Below are 17,882 nucleotides of genomic sequence, written 5' to 3'. Positions count from 1 at the left end.
TACAGGTCACCCGATGGCGACAAAGACGACCAAGAAGAAGAGGCCTTCCCCTGCCGCACACGTCAACGGCGCCGCCGGCGGCCCGCTGATGCGCCGCAAGCCCGGGCGCATGGTCTACTACTTCGGCAAGAGCCGCACCGAGGGGGATGCGACGATGAAGCTCCTGCTCGGCGGCAAGGGGGCCAACCTCGCCGACATGACCTCGATCGGCCTGCCGGTCCCCGCCGGCTTCACCATCACCACCGACACCTGCGCGGCGTATTACAAGAACGGCCAGCGCCTGCCGCACGGCCTGATGAACGAGGTCCACAAGAACATCAGCATGCTGGAAAAGGAGACCGGCAAGGTCTTCGGCACCACCGACAACCCGCTGCTGGTCTCGGTCCGCTCGGGCGCGGCGGTCTCCATGCCGGGCATGATGGACACCATCTTGAACCTGGGCCTGACCGACACCTCCGTCGACGGCCTGGCGAAGGTGACCGGCAACCGGCGCTTCGCGTACGACGCCTACCGGCGGCTGATCAACATGTTCGGCGACGTGGTCATGGGCGTCGACCACCACCACTTCGAGCAGGAGTTCGACCGGCTCAAGGCCAAGTGCAAGGCCATCGACGACACCGACGTGCCCGAGGAGGGGATCGTCGAGCTCGCGGCGAGGTACAAGGAGGTCTACCGCATCCAGGTCGGCGACGAGTTCCCGCAGAACCCGTTCAAGCAGCTGGAGCTGGCGATCGAGGCGGTCTTCAAGTCGTGGAACTCCGACCGGGCCCAGTCCTACCGGCGCATCCAGGGGATCGGCGGGCTCAACGGCACCGCCGTCAACGTCCAGTCGATGGTCTTCGGCAACATGGGCGACGACTCGGGCACCGGCGTCGCCTTCACGCGCAACCCCTCGACGGGCGAGAACAAGTTCTACGGTGAGTTCCTCGTCAACGCCCAGGGCGAGGACGTGGTCGCCGGCATCCGCACGCCCCGGCCCGTCGCCGAGATGCCCAAGTGGAACAAGCGCGTCCACGACCAGCTGATGCAGATCAAGACCAAGCTGGAGAAGCACTACCGCGAGATGCAGGACATCGAGTTCACCATCGAGCGCGGCACGCTGTTCATGCTCCAGACCCGCACCGGCAAGCGCACCGGCCAGGCCGCCGTCCGCATCGCCTGCGACATGGTCCGCGAGCGGCTGATCGAGGAGAAGCAGGCCGTGCTGCGGATCCCCGCCGGGGACCTGACGCAGCTGCTGCTCCCCTCCTTCGACACGCAGAAGCGGGCGATCTCCACGGTGCTCGCCACCGGCCTGCCCGCCTCCCCCGGGGCGGCCGTCGGCAAGCCGGCGTTCACCGCCGACGAGGCCGTCACCCGCACCCGGGCCGGCGAGAAGGTCATCCTCGTCCGCAAGGAGACCAGCCCCGAGGACGTCGAGGGGATGCACTCGGCCGTGGGCATCCTCACCTCCACCGGCGGCATGACCAGCCACGCGGCGGTCGTGGCCCGCGGCTGGGGCAAGTGCTGCGTCGTCGGCGCCGCCGCGATGCACATCGACGCCAAGTCCGGCACCTTCACCGTCAACGGGAAGACGATCACGCGCGACGACATGATCTCGCTCGACGGCACCACCGGCCAGGTCATCTCCGGCGCGATCCCGACGGTCGAACCCAAGCTCTCGGGCGACTTCTCGACGGTCATGCGCTGGGCCGACAAGTACCGCACCCTGGGCGTCCGCACCAACGCGGACACCCCCAAGGACGCCCAGCGGGCCCGCGACTTCGGCGCCGAGGGGATCGGCCTGTGCCGCACCGAGCACATGTTCTTCGAGGGCCCGCGCATCCTCGCGATGCGCGAGATGATCCTCGCCGAGAGCAGGGAGCAGCGCGAGAAGGCCCTGGCGAAGCTCCTCCCCTACCAGCGGGACGACTTCGTCGGCATCCTAAGCGCGATGAAGGGCCTGCCGGTCACCATCCGCCTGCTCGACCCGCCGCTGCACGAGTTCCTCCCGCACGATGAGCCCGGCCAGCAGGCCATCGCCAAGAGCCTGGGGCTCACGCTCGACAAGGTCCGTCGGCGCGTCGCCATGCTGCACGAGGCCAACCCGATGCTCGGGCACCGCGGCTGCCGCCTTGCCGTCACGTACCCCGAGATCCTCGTGATGCAGGTCACCGCGATCGTCGAGGCGACGATCGAGTGCCTCCGCTCCAACATCAAGGCTCAGCCGGAGATCATGATCCCGCTCGTGGGCACGCAGAGGGAACTGGCCTACCTCCGCACGCTCACCGAGGAGACCATCCAGAAGGTCCGCGCCGAGCAGGACTTCGCCAAGCGGCTGGACATCAAGATCGGAACGATGATCGAGGTGCCCCGCGCCGCCGTCACCGCCGACGAGATCGCCCGGTCCGCCGACTTCTTCTCCTTCGGCACCAACGACCTCACGCAGATGACCTTCGGCTACTCCCGCGACGACATCAACTCGTTCCTCCCCGACTACCTCTCGCGCGAGCTGCTCGACCGCGACCCCTTCCAGGCCCTCGACCAGGTCGGCGTGGGCCAGCTCGTCCGCATGGGCGTCGAGAAGGGACGCGAGACCAACGACCAGCTCAAGATCGGCATCTGCGGCGAGCACGGCGGCGACCCGTCCAGCGTCCACTTCTTCCACAAGGTGGGGATGGACTACGTCTCGGCCTCGCCCTTCCGCGTGCCGATCGCCCGGCTCGCGGCGGCGCAGGCGGCGCTGATGAAGTAGTCTCGCAAACCGTACTGCTATTCCACGCAAGGGCCCCGGCATGTGCTGGGGCCCTTTTTCGCGCATTCATCGCTCCGCAGCCGAAGATGCGAACCCGTAAACTTGCATCATGGCCGGCTCCCAAGCCCATCCAATGCCCGCGGCTCGTTCGCGCAAGATCCTCCGCATCGTGTCGCTCGCCCTGCTCATGCTGGCCGCGATCCCCTGCCTGCTCAGGATCTCGTGGATCCGCATCGACTCGACGGGCTACCGGCAGGCCACCTTCGAGTACGGCTGCCTCGCCGTCAACTTCACCCCGCAAACCGTGCCCGGCGCTCCGACGCAGAACATCCTCAACCGCCAGATTGAGATCGGGTTCCGGCCGCGGCTCCGGTGGAAGAGGTTGGTGCCGTTGCCGGGCTACTTCTTCGAAGTACCGGTCTCACTGGTGCTGGGTGGCGCCGGCGTAGTCCTGTTCGCGCTGAGCCTCAGACGGCGGCACGCCCCGGGCTACTGCCTGTGCGGCTACCCCCTCGCCGGGCTCACCGGCTCGGTGTGCCCCGAGTGCGGGCGGAATGCCCCCTCCGGCGCTCCCGGCGGGCCACCGACCGCATAATCGCGACCAAGACCCCCACCGCCGCCCCTTCAGTTCGCTCCGCCCAGCAGTACACTGCAGAGGACCCCGGCGACCACACAGGAGGCGATCCATGCAACCGCGGATGACCACGTCGGCCGCAGCGTCGATTCTGCTCGGTGCGGCATGTCTTGTTGCCGGTCTCGCCGGCGGGTGCTCGACCTACACGACGCCCGGGAAGGCGGCTGATTTCGCCGCCCTTGGCATCACCAAGGACCAGCAGGCGGGCCTGACCGACGCCGATATCGCCGTGCGTCTGAGCCGCAAGCCCGCGGCGAGTTTCCCCGCCTCCATCGCCGCCGTCCGCATCCAGGACCAGAACTACAGCTCGTACACCTACGGCGGGTCCCGCAACCGCGGCACGTTCAGCGTCGTCACGCTCCGAGAGGTCGAGACCACGGAACAGCTCCAGCGGCTCGAGAGCCTGCCGATGGTCCGCGGCGTGGCGCCGGTCAACCGTCTGGTCATCAACGACCGCATCAGTTCCGAGCGGGACCTCCGCGCGGCCGCGGCGGACCTGCACGCCGACATCGTCTTTGTCTACACCTTCGACACCGTCTTCGGATCGGAGACGGTGATCCCGGCTCTGGGCGTCTTCACCCTCGGCTTGTTTCCCGACAAGGAGGCCCAGGTGACGTCGACCGCGTCGGCGTCGCTCATCGACACCCGCACGGGCTACATCTACGGACTGGCCGAGGCCACGGCGAAGACCACGCAGGCCGCCAACGCCTGGACCAGCCGCGAGGCGGTCGACCAGTCGCGACGGCGCGCTGAGGCCGAGGCGTTCGAGAAGCTCGTCGGCGAGGTGGAGACGACGTGGCGCCAGGTCGCGGCGACGTACGGTCCGGCCGCGCCACCCGCCGCCGGCTCCACGGCCGCCGAGGTGATCGTCGAGACGGCGAAGCAATAGCGGCAGCACGAGCCGGTGGGGCGCCGGACGGCCACCCCGCCGCGCTACGCTTTCGCCCCTATGGCCCAGACCAAGCCCCGCATCCTCACCGGCGACACGCCCACCCACACCGGCCTGCACCTGGGCCACTGGGTCGGCTCGCTGGAGAACCGCGTCCGCCTGCAGGACGAGTACGACTGCTACTTCCTGCTGGCGAACATGCACGCGTTCACCACGCTGGCGGACAAGCCGGCTGACATCCGCGCCAACACCATCGGCATCGTGAAGGACTGGCTCGCCGCGGGCATTGATCCCGAACGGTCGACGATCGTGCTGCAGACGGAGGTGCCGGCGATCGCCGAGCTGTCGTGGTTCTTCGCGATGCTGCTGCCGTTCAACAAGGTGATGCGCAACCCGACGCTCAAGACCGAGATCGAGACCAAGGGGCTCGGGGACTCCTATTCGTTCGGGTTCCCGATGTACGCGGTGGGCCAGTGCGCCGACATCCTGGCATTCCGCCCGGAGCTGGTCCCGGTGGGCGAGGACCAGGAGGCGCACATCGAGATGTGCCGCGATGTCGCGGGGAAGTTCAACCAGATGTACTGCGGCGTGGGCAACCGAGTGCCGCCCGAGGAGCACGTCAAGGCCGGCGGGGTCTTCCCGATCCCGCGGGCCAAGATCGGCAGGGTGGCCCGGCTGGTCGGCACCGACGGCGTCAACAAGATGTCCAAGAGCCTGGGCAACGCGATCTTCCTGACGGACTCGCCGAAGGAGATCCAGAAGAAGATCAACCGGATCACCACCGGCCGTCAATCCCCGACCGAGCCGGGAAAGCCCGACAACGTGCTGATGCAGTACGTCGACGCCTTCATCCCCGCCGACCGGGCCGCGGAGATCAAGCGGCGCTACACCACCGGGGACAACATCGGCGATGGTCACGTCAAGGCCGAACTCGGCGAGGCGATCGCCGCGCTGATCGAGCCGATGCGCGAGCGCCGCGCGAAACTCGACGAACCCGGCGGCGACGACATCGCCCTTGATGTCATCCGCACGGGCACGGCGCGAGCGAACAGGGTCGCGGAAGAGACGCTGTACATGGCGAAGCAGGCGATGAAGCTCGACTTTGGCAGTCGTTCACTCCGCGCCGGCGGGTGAGTCACGGCTGCCTCGCCTCCCCAACACCTCGCCGGACCTGTCCCGCGCGAGCGTTGACGTACTGCAGCAGTGCTGCGCGTCGGGGCGATGACGCGAAAGGCGGGACCGACGCCGCCGCCCACTCCTCCAAGTACCTGCACACCGCCGCGCAATCCGCCCGCGACGCCACCATCCACAGCCGCACCCCGGCATCGCCGCTCGCGTCCGGCGCCGAGGCGACCTCCGCCAGCGGCCCCGCGCCGAGCACGCCCGCCGCCCTTGCCGCGGCATCGAGAGCGGCAAGCACCCCGGCCGCCGGCCCTACGCCGCCCTCCCACTCCTTCTGCGCCGCTTCGCCCTCGGTCGATTTCACATCGAACGCCGCCGCGACCGCCTTCTCGGAGATCCGCTGCGCTTCCACGGCCAGCGTGTTGAGGGCCATCGGCGACAACTCCCAACCGGGCCACGACTGGACGCCCGAGCGATCGCCCGCCACCGCCGCATCCCTCAAGCGGAACACCACCGCCGCGGTGGCCACCATGGACATCGCGCTGCGCAGCCGGTCGAGCCGCTCGGCCGCCGCCGCGGCCTCCGCGCCGCGTCCCCACGCCTCGATCCACTCGCTCCTGGCCTCATCGATTGCCGCCGCCAACTCGGCCGCCTTGTCGCCGCTTACTGCCTTCCACGCGGCGGCCCCCTCTCCGTCGGCGTTCGCCGCCATCCTCGCCTCGGCCTCGCCGGGAACCGCCGCGATGCGGGCCACCACCGCGATGCTCTCCAGCAGTTCATCGTTCGCCGCGGCGGCCGTCGGCGGCTTCGTCATGGCCTGCCCGATCCGCAGCAACCGCAGCCTGGCCAAGCGGATGCCCGCCGGAGAGGCCGCGAACGGCCCCTTGGGCTCGAGGGTCAACGCCCGGCTCGTTGCGCGCAGGTCGGCCAGGTTCGCGTTGTCTCGCTGAACGCTCGCGAGCACCGCGACGATCGACGGATCGGTCCCCATGTCCGCGGGCGACATCAGTTTGCTCCCGATCCCCGCCAGCATCTCCCATAACTCGGTCTCGTCCCGGCGCGACACCTGTTCCAGCACGCGCCACGCCGGGCGGGCCTCGCGGATCACGCCGACCGATCCGCCCAGCGACCGCCGCTGTGCCAGGAGTTCCAGCGCCCGCTCGAAGACCCCGACCGCATCGCCCCGCCCTCGCTGGCCCGCCGCGACCAGCGAATCCCGGGCGTTCCGCACCGCCCTGTCGCTGCCGCCGGTGCGCGATCGGGCCAGGTCGATCAGGGTCGCGGTAAGGTCCCCGCGTTCCCACCTCCCGACCCACAGCGCGTTGGGACCGGACTCCCAAGCGGCGTCCACCAATGGCGAGAGCAACTCCCACAGCCATGCATCAAGTTCCGGCTGGGTTGCGGGAACGGCAAGCCTGGTGGTGGCGTTGAACAGTGTCTCGGCCACAGCCCGCCGCGCCTCGTCGCCATCGGCCCCGAGCCAGGCCGCGATCGCATCGACCTCGACCAACCGGTTCGTCAGCGTGCGCGCGGCGAGCAAATGGGCGGAGCCGGCCTCGCCCAGGGCCTCACCCTTGATCGCGAGCGCCGCGATCAACCGCCGGACCGAGACCCCGACCCGCGCGCCGATGACGTCCCCTTCTATCTCTTCCGTCGCCACCGCCAGCCGATCGTTGATCTCCCGCCGCATCTGCGCGCGGAGCGCGATCGCCGCCCGACCCTCGCCCGGCGCCGGCGCTGCGGGCGAGTTCAGGTTCAGCAACTGGGCCGGTGCCGAAGCGGCGGCGCCCGCCAGCACGAGCGTCGCGGCCCAGGCCGCCCGCCTCGCGCCGGGACCCATCATCCGGCGCCGCCCTTCACCGCGTCCGCCGCGGATCGCCCCTCGAGGCCCGCGCGATAGACCAGTTCCAGATCGTCCACCATGGTCGCAGCAGAGAACTTCACCCGGCATTCTTCCCGCCCGCGGGCCGCGAGCGCGGCGCGTTCGTCCGGATGCTCGGCCATCCAGTCGATCGCGAGTTCCAGCCCCTCGATGTCTCCGCAATCCACCAGCAGCCCGGTCTCGTCGTCGCGGCAGATCTCGCCCGTGCCGTCGACGTCGTACGCGACCACCGGCACGCCGCACAGCAGCCCCTGCGGCACGGTCCGCGGCAGGCCCTCGCGATAACTCGGGTGCACCAGCACATCCATCGCCCGCATCATCGCCGGGACCCGCTCGCTGGGGACCAGGCCCGTGACGATCACCTGCCCCGGCCCGGTCTGTCCTCGGTCGCGCTCGACGACTCCCAGTCCCATACCGCGGGCCCGGCTCAGCAGCCGGTCGCGCCACCATCCGTTGCCCACCCACAGCAGTTTCCAACGTGGGTTCTGCTTGAGCTTCTCGCCGAGGGCCTCGAGCAGGTCGTCGTGCCCCTTGAGTTCGGCCAGGCGGGCCACGGTGCCCAGCACGAGATCCGCCGGGTGCAGCCCGAGTTCGCGGCGCATCGACTCGCGGTCCTCCCCGGGCGCAGCGTCGAGGTACTTCTCGACCTCCATGCCTGAGTAGACCGTGACGTACTGCCCGTCGCGACCGATCTTCGCGGCTCGGAACTGGTCCGTCATGGCGTCCGCCACGCTCACGATCACGTGGCACCGCCTCGCTGCCCAGCGCTCCGCCGCGATGTAGATCGCGTTCTTCATCGCCGACTGATAGCGATGGAACGGCGGCCCGTGGATCGTGTGCACGACCAGCGGCTTCCCGGCGCCCGAGGACTTCATCACCGACCACGCAGACAGCCGCCCGAGGATCCCGGCCTTGCTCGAGTGCGTGTGCACGACATCAGGGCCAAGACTCGTGACCAGCCGCTTGAGTTCCCCGTGGCACGCGAGGTCGGCCCGCGGCCGGATCTCGCGCTCAAGGTGCGAAACGACGTGGATCCCGATCGGCCGGCATGCTTCGCCGAAGCACGTCCGCTCGGCCCCGTGCGTGCAGCGGGCGTTGAAGCCCTCGACCCTTGCCAGCAACGACCCCTCGGGCCCGTAGATCGGGCCGAACGCCAAGTGCACCTCGTGCCCAAGACGGGCCTGCCCCTCGCACGACAGGACGGTGTTCTCCTGCGAACCGCCGAGGATGAGCCGGGTTGAGATGTGGAGGATTCGCACGTGTGGACCGGTTGATGCTGCAGGAGGCTCCGTGGATCAGCAGGTAGCATCGACGCCGCAGGGTAACGACCTCTCTGCCCGCCCGCACTCCGGGCAGATGCCGCTCGGCAAGCCTTGCGTGTCGTAGCCGCAGGAGCGGCAGCGACCCCCGCGCGCGATCCCGAGCCGACGGTTGGCCCACACGACGATGGGAACGGTCGGTATTGCCAGCGCCCACAGCGGAATGACAACCCTGCTGTCCTGCACCGAGAAGTGCCCCTCGAACCACCAGCCAAACGGTCCCGCAGCAAAGCCGAGTTCATCGCTCCGCGGATAGAGCATCCAGCCAGGCAGCGGACCTCCTCCGAGAACTTGAGTGGAGCGCCCGACGGTGAGAGTCCCCTCCGCCACCATGACCGTGATGCAGGCGCCGGCCAGTTGTCCGGACCAGACCACCGAGTATCGCAACCGAAGCAGATACACAACGCCGATCAGCGCAATCCATATCGCGCACACAGCAAGAGCACTCGGCGCGGCCCTACTCATACTTCACCCACTCCAGGCACAGCCCGCACGCCGGCAGCGTCGGCCCAGCCTTGCGCCGGTCGCCGGTGGCGAGCGCTTCGCGCACCTGCGCCACATCCACCTTCCCCCGTCCAACCTCGTGCAGCGTCCCCGCGATGATCCTGACCATGTTCCACAGGAACCCGCTGCCACTGATGGAGATCACCACCCGCTGCTCCCCCGGCGCCTGCAGCGGCGAAGGAGTCTCCCGGACAGAGCAGTCGAAGACCCGCCGCACCGTTGTCTTGCGCCCGTGGCCCGCCGCGGCGAAGCCAGCAAAGTCGTGCTCGCCCACGAGCACCGCGGCGGCCTCCTGCATCCGCCCGACATCCAGCGGCGCCCAGACGTGGTGCACCCACCGCCGCTCCCACAGCGGACGGTTCGGCGAAACCAGCATCGAGTAGGTGTACCCCTTCGCGGTGCAGTCCCCGATCGGATCGAAGCCCGCGGGCACGATGTCCGCCCCAACGACGACGACATCCGGCGGCAGCCTCGAGTTGATCGCCCGCACCAGCGGCTCCGTGCCTCGATCGGCCGGCCAGCCGCGCCCGCGTTCCCCGGTCAGCCCCGCCGTAAACGCCGCGACCTGCCCGCGGGCGTGGACGCCCGAGTCGGTCCGGCTCGATCCGAGGATGACCACAGGCTCGCGGACCACCTCGCGGACCGCCCGCTGGAGGACGCCCTGCACGGTCCTGAGTTCCGGTTTCGCCGGTTCGCTCTCGCCGGTTGTTGGCGGGGCCAGATCAGGCCCGGCATCGTCGGTCCCGCCGGACTCCGAAGGCTCATCGACCCGCGCGTGCGGGTGATGCGGGTTGGCCACGGCCTGCCGCTGCCAGCCGCAGAACTCGGTCCCCTCGTAGGCCACCCGCAGCCGGTACCGGGTCGGCGTGGATGTGGCCGCCGCCTCGCCGGGCGCGGAGTGGATCGAGGCGGGATCCGCTCCCGAGTCGGCAGGCTCGTGCTGATCGTTCGGGTGGCTCACGCCGGTGAGCGTACGCGGCCTAGGGGCCCTTCTCGTGCGGGGCCGCATCGCCGCTGCGACGGATGACCACGACCTCTTCGTCACCCGAACCCGCGGCAGTCTTCCTGCCGCGTGCCGGGCTTTCATCTTTGTACGGGGCCATCCTCGCCGCGATCTTCCACCACAGCACGGCCATGCCGCTGCCGATCAGCAGCACGGCGACGATCACTCCGATGACGATGGTCCAATCCATGGACTGCCACTGTAGGTCCAGAGCAGCGGGCGCCGGTCGTGGTGAAGCCCAAAACGAAAGCCGGCGCGGCCTCGGGGCCGCGCCGGCGACTTCGTTGCTGCAACGCTCTGGATCGATCAGGAGCAGTTGCCGGACTGCAGGTCCGCCAGCCACTGGCTGATGAACTGGGCGATGTCGGACGGATCGACCGTGCCGGTGTTGTCAAAGTCGCCCAGCAGCGTGCCGGCGCCCACCGAACCGGACCAGTCGTTGATGTACACGGCGATGTCCGCCGGGTCGATCACGCCGTTCCCGTCCCAATCGGCACGGCAGTGCGCCACGCACGATGCGGTGATCGTGCCCGTCCCCGTCGCTGAGCCCACGCCGCCGATACGGATCGTGTAGTTCCGGCCCTGGACGATGTTGATCTTGATCTGCGAAGCGCCCGACGGGCAGGCACCGCCGGCGTTGTCGTTGCAGGTGATCAGTCTGGTGGCGAGATTCGTGCAGCCGGCGTTGGCGTACACGGCCATCACGGTGTTGAACGACGGCGCCGGGGTGCAGAGGCTCAGCGTGAGCTGGCCGGTGCACTGGGCCGGGTGGTTGTACCAGATGTCCTGGCCGATCTGGCCGCAGAAAGTCGACGGCCCGTCGGTCGTCGCGTTGGCCGTGCTGAACGCCTGCGTGCCCAGGCCAAGCCCAATCCTGTTGGCGCAGTCATTGTTCGTCGGCGCTACCGGGCACGTGGGACCGGTGATCACGAGGTTGCCCGTACCGGTCGCGGCGTTGTAGCCGCCGACACGGATCAGGTAGGTCGTCCCTGCGACGGCCGTGAAACTGACCGATGCACGGGTGGTCTGGCAACTGGGGCCGTTGTCATCGTTGCACGCGATCTGCGTGCCGCTGGAGACGGGACAGGAGTTAGGATAGATGCCCAGCTTGGTGTCGTAGCTGGCGCCGCAGGTGCTGACCGTGACGGTCCCCGAGGCGCAGGGCGTGATGCGGTACCAGATGTCCGAGCCGATCTGGTTGTCGTTGCAGCAGAACCCACACCCGCTCTCGGCCGGCCCGTCAGTGGTGGCGCCCGCCGTGGAGAACGCGGTGGTGCTCGGGTACGCGATTGTGGTTGCGTTGGCGCAGTCATTGTTTACCGGGCCGCCGCCGCCGCCGGTCGGGGCGGTAATGGTCAGTGTGCCGGCCCCGAACAGGGCCTGGTAGCCGCCGACGCGGATCAGGTACGTCTGGCCGGCCGTGGTCGCGACCACGAGGTTGGACTGCAGCGAGTTGGTACCGCACGTGTTGCTGTCGTCGTTGCAGGCGATCGCCGTGTTCACCCCGGCCGGGCACGATGCGCCGGCGTAGATCGCAATGCGCGTGTCGTACGAGGAGCCGCACAGGCTGAACGTCGTGCTGCCGGTACCAGTGGCGACGTACTTGAACCAGATGTCCTGGCCGATCTGGTCGCTGCTCGAGACATTGCACAGAGTCTCGGCCGGGCCGTCCGTCGTCGCGGCCGTGGTATCGAACGACGTGGTGCCGTTGCTGACCGTGAGGTTGTTTGCGCAGTTGTCATTCGACGGAGGAGGCAGAGGGCCGCCGCCGGGGATAATCGCCAGACCTGCGCCCGACGCGGGGCTCCCGGACTTGAACAGGCCGATCGTCGCCCCGCCGCTGCCCGGCGCAACGTTGCAGTCGAAGCGGAAGTTGTAGATCGTGTCCCAGCGCAGCGCGTTGGCGTTGGCGTTCTGGGCGAACGTCTGGGTGGACCAGGTGATCGCCGACGAGGTCACCGCGGGGGACCAGTCCGTTCCCGAGTACGGCTCGCCCGAGTGGTAGTCGACGTCGTGGAACCCGGTGTTCGACACCACCGCCCCCGACGGCAGCGGGATCGAGAACGACTGCCCGCTCCGGTCGGAGTTCAGGTTCATCACGGCGTACTCGTACCGGTACTGGCCGCCGCCCAGGCTGGTCGCCTTGCTGCCGATGATGAAGCGACCGTCGCCCGCGATGTCCACGTTCGTCAGCGTGACCGAGGCGTCCATGTCCTTCCAGGCCTGGATGCCCGGCTTCATGCGCTGGGTGGCGCCGGTCAGCGACATCGTGTAGTTGGGCGCGCCGCCGATGGTCACCTGCCGGTACGACTCGTTGTTGTTGTCGTTGCCCGCGAGCGCATCTTGCGGCTGCACGTACATGCTCGAAACAAAGTACTGCGCGCCGGCGAGACCGAGGTCGGAGTCGTTCGCCTGGAGCCGCTTGAAGAGCGTCCCCGAACCCGAGCCGTTGTTGATCCACGGATAGGGGAAGAACCCGGTCGCCGCGTTCACCTCGCTCTTGGGGCCCAGGCCGCTCTGCGTGCCGTTCAGGCCCGAGCTGTACGGGTCTGAGCAGTTGGTGCCCAGCCCGTTGCAGCCGTTGCCGTCGCCGTTGCACGTGTTGCACACGTTCCCCTGCAGCGAGCAGAAGCCGTGCTTGAGCCAAGCCTGGCCGATCTGTTCAAACCGCCCGTTCATCAGCCGGTATAGGTTCTGGGAGATCACCGGGTGCTGGTTCGTCCCGGAGTACCAGTCGAGCACCTGGTCGCCGATATTGCAGGAGGTGGTCCCGACCGCGTATGCGTGCTTGCCACCCGATCCGCCGTAGTTCTGCAGATCCGGCAACTCGCCGACGATGACGTCCGGTCCGGCCATGGCGACGCCCGCCGCCGACGCAATGATCGCAGCCGCGGCAGCCCCGCGAGCACAAGAACGGCTCTTCATTCTTTTTGCTCCTCCGTTGAACCCCACCATGGGGCGCACGATTCACCACCGCCGGCCGCGAATGCGTCCGGCCCCCCTTTGACCCACACCCTGCTCTCTGTACCTTACCATCGTCACCCACGATTGCAACGTCAATAACCAGAGGCACTTGGAGCAACCAGGGTTCCTGCTCCACGCGAACATGCCATGAACATCGACGCGCGCTAGCCTTGTCCTGCGCTCACAAGTCCCGTGCTGCCAAACCCTCCCGCGCCGCGCACGGTCACTTCAAGTTCGTCAACCTCGGCGATCCGCGCGTGCTCGACCCGTGCAATCACCATCTGAGCGATCCGGACACCGTGCCCGACCACGAACTCCGCCGGACCCAGGTTGATCAAGGGAACCATCACCTCTCCCCGGTAGTCCGCATCGATCGTTCCGGGCGCGTTGGGCATCGTCACCCCGAACTTGGTTGCGAGCCCCGAGCGGGGCCGGACCTGGGCTTCGAACCCCCCCGGCAGAGCCATGGCGAATCCGCATCGGATGAGGACCGGTCGTCCTCCCGCGGCGACTGGCGTCAGCACGATCCCACCTGCCGCCTCCTCCTCGGCGGACAGGCACGCGGCCAAGTCCATCCCCGCCGCGAGGGCTGAGTGGTACGCAGGAAGCGTCGCTCGATCTGAGATCCGCTTGATCCGCAAGGTCGCTGCCGGGGCCACATGGTTGATGGAGTCGTTCATGCCCCCAGCCTAGGACAACGCGTAGACGATCAGACTGTGACCGGGTCAACGAATAGACCGGCCCGAGGGCCGGTCCGGTTGGTACACCCCATCGATCATCAATCTCCGAGGTCAGGCTCCGGCGCGGTACAGGTCGGCTGGGCGAAACCGGCCAACCGTGACCTCGACCGCCGCCACGACATCGCGCATGTCCCCGGCCCCGAACTCACCCGCCATGGCCATCTCCCCCCGGAGTTCGCTGATCTGCCGCTCCAGCACGTCCATCGTCCGCCGGGCCTCATCAATCGCCCGGTCGATCGCAGACTGGCCGGTCACGCTCTTGACGGCGTCGGTCCGGCCCGACTTCCGGAGCAACTCCTCACACTCGGACCGGGACTTGGCCAGATCCAACAGCAACGACTCTGCACGTGCCCGGGCCTCGATCGCCTCGTTCAGCACCCGCTGCCTGCCGTTCGTGTCCATGCCGCGTGTTCTCCTCACGAGCCACCCCACCCACACCGTCGCCTTCCTGGGCGCCGGCTCCGAGACTCCGCTCGAACTTTCACCGCCTGACTCAGACGGTTAAGGCTCCATGAATGGATCGGCACATTCTACCGCTTCCCCACTGTTCTCTTGCAAGAACCAAACACAATCCTATCATTACTGGCCGCCCGGGAGTCCGGGAATGTACCGGCGGATCGCGGCGAGCACTTCGGCCCGGTCAGAGCAGGTCCGGACGGCTGATAACTCATCGATCATCGCCGAATCCGCATCGAGTCCCCCGGAGGCCTCGGGCGCCGGTCCGGCCCACGTGTTGATCCCGGGGTACTGCGTTCGCTGCAGGGCCTCGGCGGCGTAGGCGAGTTCTTCATGGAGTTTCTCGCCCGGGCGCGTGCCTGTGAAGACGACTTCCACGACTTCGCCTGGATCTGTAACCTCCGAATCTCCATGCACTTGTGGAACGAGACCCGACGCCCGGATGTACCGTCTGGCGAGATCGACGATGCTGATTGGGGCTCCCATGTCCAGGACGTACACAGGGGCGAGGAGGGGATCGTGGTCGATCGCCGCGGACTGGATGACCAGCGTCGCCGCCTCGGGGATGGTCATAAAGTAGCGGGTCATCCGCGGATCGGTCACGGTCAGCGGTCCGCCCTCGGCAAGCTGGGTCGCCCAGATGTTGAGAACGCTGCACGCCGAACCCAGGACATTGCCGAACCGGACCATACTGAACCGTCCGGTTGGCTTCGGGCCTGCGCGACCGGCGGCAAGGGAACGGACATAGATCTCCGCAAGGCGCTTGGTCGCCCCCATCACCGACCGCGGGTTGACCGCCTTGTCTGAGGAGATCATGACGAACCGCTCGGTCCCGACCTCGGCCGCGGCGTCGGCGATGGACTTGGTGCCGAACAGGTTGTTGGTGACGGCGTGACCCGGGTGGTCCTCCATCAGGGGGACGTGCTTGTGGGCGGCCGCGTGGAAGACCACTTCGGGACGGATCTCGCTGAGCAGCCGGCGGGTGCCGGCCTCATCGACCACATCGTGGAGCACCGCCCGTCGGGGCACATTGGGGTGCCGCTCCCCCATCGTCCGGTCAATCTCGAAGAGGGCGTTCTCCGCCCGTTCCATCAGAACCAGTTGAGAGGGTTCGAAGGCCGCGGCCACTCGGGCCAAGTGGGACCCGATGCTGCCGCCCGCGCCCGTAATAAGGATCCGCTTTCCGGCCAGGGTGCGGCGGACCGATTGCTCATCCAGCCCATAGGGCTCGCGGCCGACCAGTTTCGCCAGGTCCAACGGAGGAGGCGGGCGGTACCTCCGGGCCCGGTCCGTCGTGGCAGCCCCAGGGGGCCCCCCCCCCTCCCCCGGTCCCCCCCCATCCGCAACTGCGCGGGGTCCGGCGGCCCGGAGGATCTCTTCCAGCGCCGGGACCACCTTGATGTCAACCCCGATGGTCCGGAAGACACCTCGGAGCCGGGTTTCCAGTTCTTGGGTCATCCCGGGCAGACAGATGAGCGCCACGGTGAGGCGGTAGCGGGCATGGATCGACGGCAGGTCCTCGAGGCGGCCAAGCGCGGGCAGGCCCGCGATCTCAGTGTGGCCATCCACCCCGATCGGGACGCAGCCGGCAACAACCGGCTCGGGATCAAGATGCCCCAACTGCAGCCTGAGGCTGGCAATGGTCGCCTCGGTTCCGACCAGCAGCACGCCGGTGCGGGGAAGCACCCCCTCCCGCGCGGGCACGAGCCTGAGGCGCGTTCGCCCGATCCCCGGAGGAGCGGGTGGAGGATTGTGAATCGGGGCGAGATTTCCGGTACTGCCTGGTATCGCGGTCATCGTGCCAATCCTGCCCCCCTCCGGCGGGTAGTCATCGACCCACGCGGGATGCGCACCCGAATCGGGCCGTCCAGCGCAAGTTCTGCGCCAGGCTCCCCGGCTGCATCAGGCTGGTACCCTGACCCCACCATGATCCTCCGCCTTACCGGCCTGCTTGAGTCGATCGACGACCACTCCGCAACCGTTGTGCCGCTCCATGCCGACGGCGCGCCGGGGCCGATCGCCTACCAGGTGCTGCTGCCGCACTACCTTGCCGTTCGCCTGACTGGCGACGGCGCCATCGGGCGGCCGATCACGCTGCACACACTGCAGTACCTGGAATCGCCGGACCAGGGATCTTCGTTTGCGCCTCGCCTGCTGGGGTTCGCCACGCCGCGGGAACGAGAGTTCTTTGAACTGTTCACAACCGTAAAGGGGCTGGGGACCAAGCGGGCGCTCAACGCGATGGCCTTGGAGCCGGGGGCGATCGCCGCGGCGATCACCAACCGGGATGCCCGGTCGCTCAAGGAGCTGCCGAAGATCGGGCCGCGGCTTGCGGAGACGATCATCGCCGAGTTGCACGGCAAGGCCGATGGGTTTGCCGACCTGGACTCGGTGCCGGGCGCGGGCACCGGCCGGCGGGCGGGGGGCGGAAGCAGCGCCTTGTCGCCGGCCGCGGAAGAGGCGGTCGGGGCCCTGGTGTCGCTTGGCGAGACCCGCGTTGATGCAGAGCGCCTCGTGATCCGGGTGATGACCAAGCGAACGGACCTGGCGGAGACGGGGGCGATTCTGCAGGCCGCGCTGGGGAGCCGGTAGCGCTAGACCGGGCTCGGGTTGCGCTCGGCGAATCCTCGCTGGTGCCAGTAGGGGTACGCGCGGTCCGTGGCGCTCGCGGCGTCCAGCCTCGCCACCTGCTCGGGCGTGAGGTTCCACCCGACGGCGCCGAGGTTCTGCCTGAGTTGCTCCTCGTTGCGCGCGCCGATGATGATCGTCGCGACGGTGGGGCGCTGGAGCAGCCAGTTGAGGGCGATCTGGGCGACGGTCTTCCCGCCGCCGAGTTCCGCGGCGACCTCGTCGATCGCCTCGACGACCCTGTACACGTACTCGTCGGCCACCGGGGGGCCGTTGTCGATCGACAGTTTGCTGTGCAGCCGGCTGGTCTCCGGGAGCGGGCGGCCCCGCCGGATCTTGCCGGTGAGACGGCCCCAGCCAAGCGGGCTCCACACGACGGCGCCGACGCGCTGGTCGAGGCCCAGGGGCATCAGTTCCCACTCGTAGTCGCGACCGATCAGAGAGTAGTACGCCTGGTGGGCGACGTAGCGGGCCAGGCCGTACTTCTCGGAGACCGCGAGCGACTTCATCAGGTGCCACCCGGAGAAGTTCGAGCAGCCGATGTAGCGGATCTTCCCCGCGCGAACGGCGTCGTCCAGGGTGCCGAGGACCTCTTCGATCGGCGTGAGGGCGTCGAACGCGTGAAGTTGGTAGAGGTCGATCCGGTCGGTGCGGAGTCGCTTGAGGCTGGCGTCGATCGCGCTGGTGAGGTGGTGTCGCGAGGAGCCGACATCGTTCGGGCCCTCGCCGAACCTGAAGGTGCCCTTGGTGGAGATCAGTACCTGGTCGCGCCGGCCCTTGATGGCCTGCCCGAGGATCTCCTCGGAGAGCCCCTTTGAGTAGATGTCGGCGGTGTCGAACATCGTGACACCGGCCTCAAGGCAGATATCCACCAGGCGCGTCGCCTCGGCGACATCGCTGGCGCCCCAGGCCTTGAAGAACTCGGTGCCGCCGCCGAAGGTTGCGGCGCCGAAGGACAGGACAGGAACCTTGAAGCCCGAGTGGCCGAGTTGGCGGTATTCCATGCC

Annotated in this window: 14 protein-coding genes; 5 read left to right on the top strand and 9 right to left on the bottom strand. The window is 68.4% G+C overall.

Annotated elements, in window-relative coordinates; translation table 11 throughout:
• Positions 1-13 precede the first annotated feature (13 nt).
• The 4 genes from ppdK (at position 14) to trpS (ending at position 5,391) form a co-directional block, all read left to right on the top strand.
• Positions 14-2,734: a pyruvate, phosphate dikinase gene (gene ppdK, locus KF745_12160; GenBank protein MBX3359167.1), complete on the top strand. Its 2,721-nt coding sequence runs from the start codon at positions 14-16 to the stop codon at positions 2,732-2,734.
• Between the two features lie 109 nt (positions 2,735-2,843).
• Complete coding sequence (locus KF745_12155) at positions 2,844-3,329, top strand: hypothetical protein (GenBank protein ID MBX3359166.1); 486 nt, start codon at positions 2,844-2,846, stop codon at positions 3,327-3,329.
• Positions 3,330-3,420: 91 nt separating this feature from the next.
• Complete coding sequence (locus KF745_12150) at positions 3,421-4,257, top strand: hypothetical protein (protein ID MBX3359165.1); 837 nt, start codon at positions 3,421-3,423, stop codon at positions 4,255-4,257.
• A gap of 60 nt (positions 4,258-4,317) precedes the next feature.
• Complete coding sequence (gene trpS, locus KF745_12145; GenBank protein ID MBX3359164.1) at positions 4,318-5,391, top strand: tryptophan--tRNA ligase; 1,074 nt, start codon at positions 4,318-4,320, stop codon at positions 5,389-5,391.
• Between the two features lies 1 nt (position 5,392).
• On the opposite strand, the gene KF745_12140 is transcribed toward trpS, so the two are convergent.
• The 8 genes from KF745_12140 to KF745_12105 all read right to left on the bottom strand — a co-directional run bounded on the left by KF745_12140 (position 5,393) and on the right by KF745_12105 (position 15,933).
• A complete protein-coding gene (locus KF745_12140; GenBank protein ID MBX3359163.1) occupies positions 5,393-7,222 on the bottom strand; it encodes a hypothetical protein in 1,830 nt (609 codons plus the stop codon).
• Positions 7,219-8,520: a glycosyltransferase gene (locus KF745_12135; GenBank protein ID MBX3359162.1), complete on the bottom strand. Its 1,302-nt coding sequence runs from the start codon at positions 8,518-8,520 to the stop codon at positions 7,219-7,221. The genes KF745_12140 and KF745_12135 overlap by 4 nt, the downstream gene beginning before the upstream one ends.
• A 517-nt stretch (positions 8,521-9,037) precedes the next feature.
• The gene (locus KF745_12130; GenBank protein ID MBX3359161.1) at positions 9,038-10,045 is read right to left on the bottom strand and encodes a tRNA pseudouridine synthase A; all 1,008 of its coding nucleotides are present in this window, start codon (positions 10,043-10,045) and stop codon (positions 9,038-9,040) included.
• Between the two features lie 19 nt (positions 10,046-10,064).
• Positions 10,065-10,277 carry a hypothetical protein gene (locus KF745_12125; GenBank protein MBX3359160.1) on the bottom strand — a complete coding sequence of 71 codons (213 nt, stop codon included), beginning with the start codon at positions 10,275-10,277 and terminating at the stop codon, positions 10,065-10,067.
• A gap of 116 nt (positions 10,278-10,393) precedes the next feature.
• Positions 10,394-13,012, bottom strand: coding sequence for a hypothetical protein (locus KF745_12120; protein MBX3359159.1), 2,619 nt, complete (start codon positions 13,010-13,012; stop codon positions 10,394-10,396).
• 203 nt (positions 13,013-13,215) lie between these two features.
• The gene (gene dut / locus KF745_12115) at positions 13,216-13,731 is read right to left on the bottom strand and encodes a dUTP diphosphatase (protein MBX3359158.1); all 516 of its coding nucleotides are present in this window, start codon (positions 13,729-13,731) and stop codon (positions 13,216-13,218) included.
• 111 nt (positions 13,732-13,842) lie between these two features.
• Entirely contained in the window at positions 13,843-14,193 is a 351-nt protein-coding gene (locus KF745_12110; protein MBX3359157.1) for a hypothetical protein, read from the bottom strand.
• A gap of 177 nt (positions 14,194-14,370) precedes the next feature.
• Positions 14,371-15,933, bottom strand: a complete 1,563-nt coding sequence (locus KF745_12105) for a polysaccharide biosynthesis protein (protein MBX3359156.1) — start codon at positions 15,931-15,933, stop codon at positions 14,371-14,373.
• Positions 15,934-16,173: 240 nt separating this feature from the next.
• On the opposite strand from KF745_12105, the gene KF745_12100 reads away from it, so the two are divergent.
• On the top strand, positions 16,174-16,839 hold the full coding sequence (locus KF745_12100) for a hypothetical protein (GenBank protein ID MBX3359155.1): 666 nt from the start codon (positions 16,174-16,176) through the stop codon (positions 16,837-16,839).
• 2 nt (positions 16,840-16,841) lie between these two features.
• On the opposite strand, the gene KF745_12095 is transcribed toward KF745_12100, so the two are convergent.
• The gene (locus KF745_12095) at positions 16,842-17,879 is read right to left on the bottom strand and encodes an aldo/keto reductase (protein MBX3359154.1); all 1,038 of its coding nucleotides are present in this window, start codon (positions 17,877-17,879) and stop codon (positions 16,842-16,844) included.
• Positions 17,880-17,882: the final 3 nt, after the last annotated feature.

Source organism: Phycisphaeraceae bacterium (assembly GCA_019636655.1).
Lineage (GTDB): Bacteria > Planctomycetota > Phycisphaerae > Phycisphaerales > UBA1924 > JAHBXB01.
This window is presented reverse-complemented; position numbering and strand designations above follow the sequence as displayed.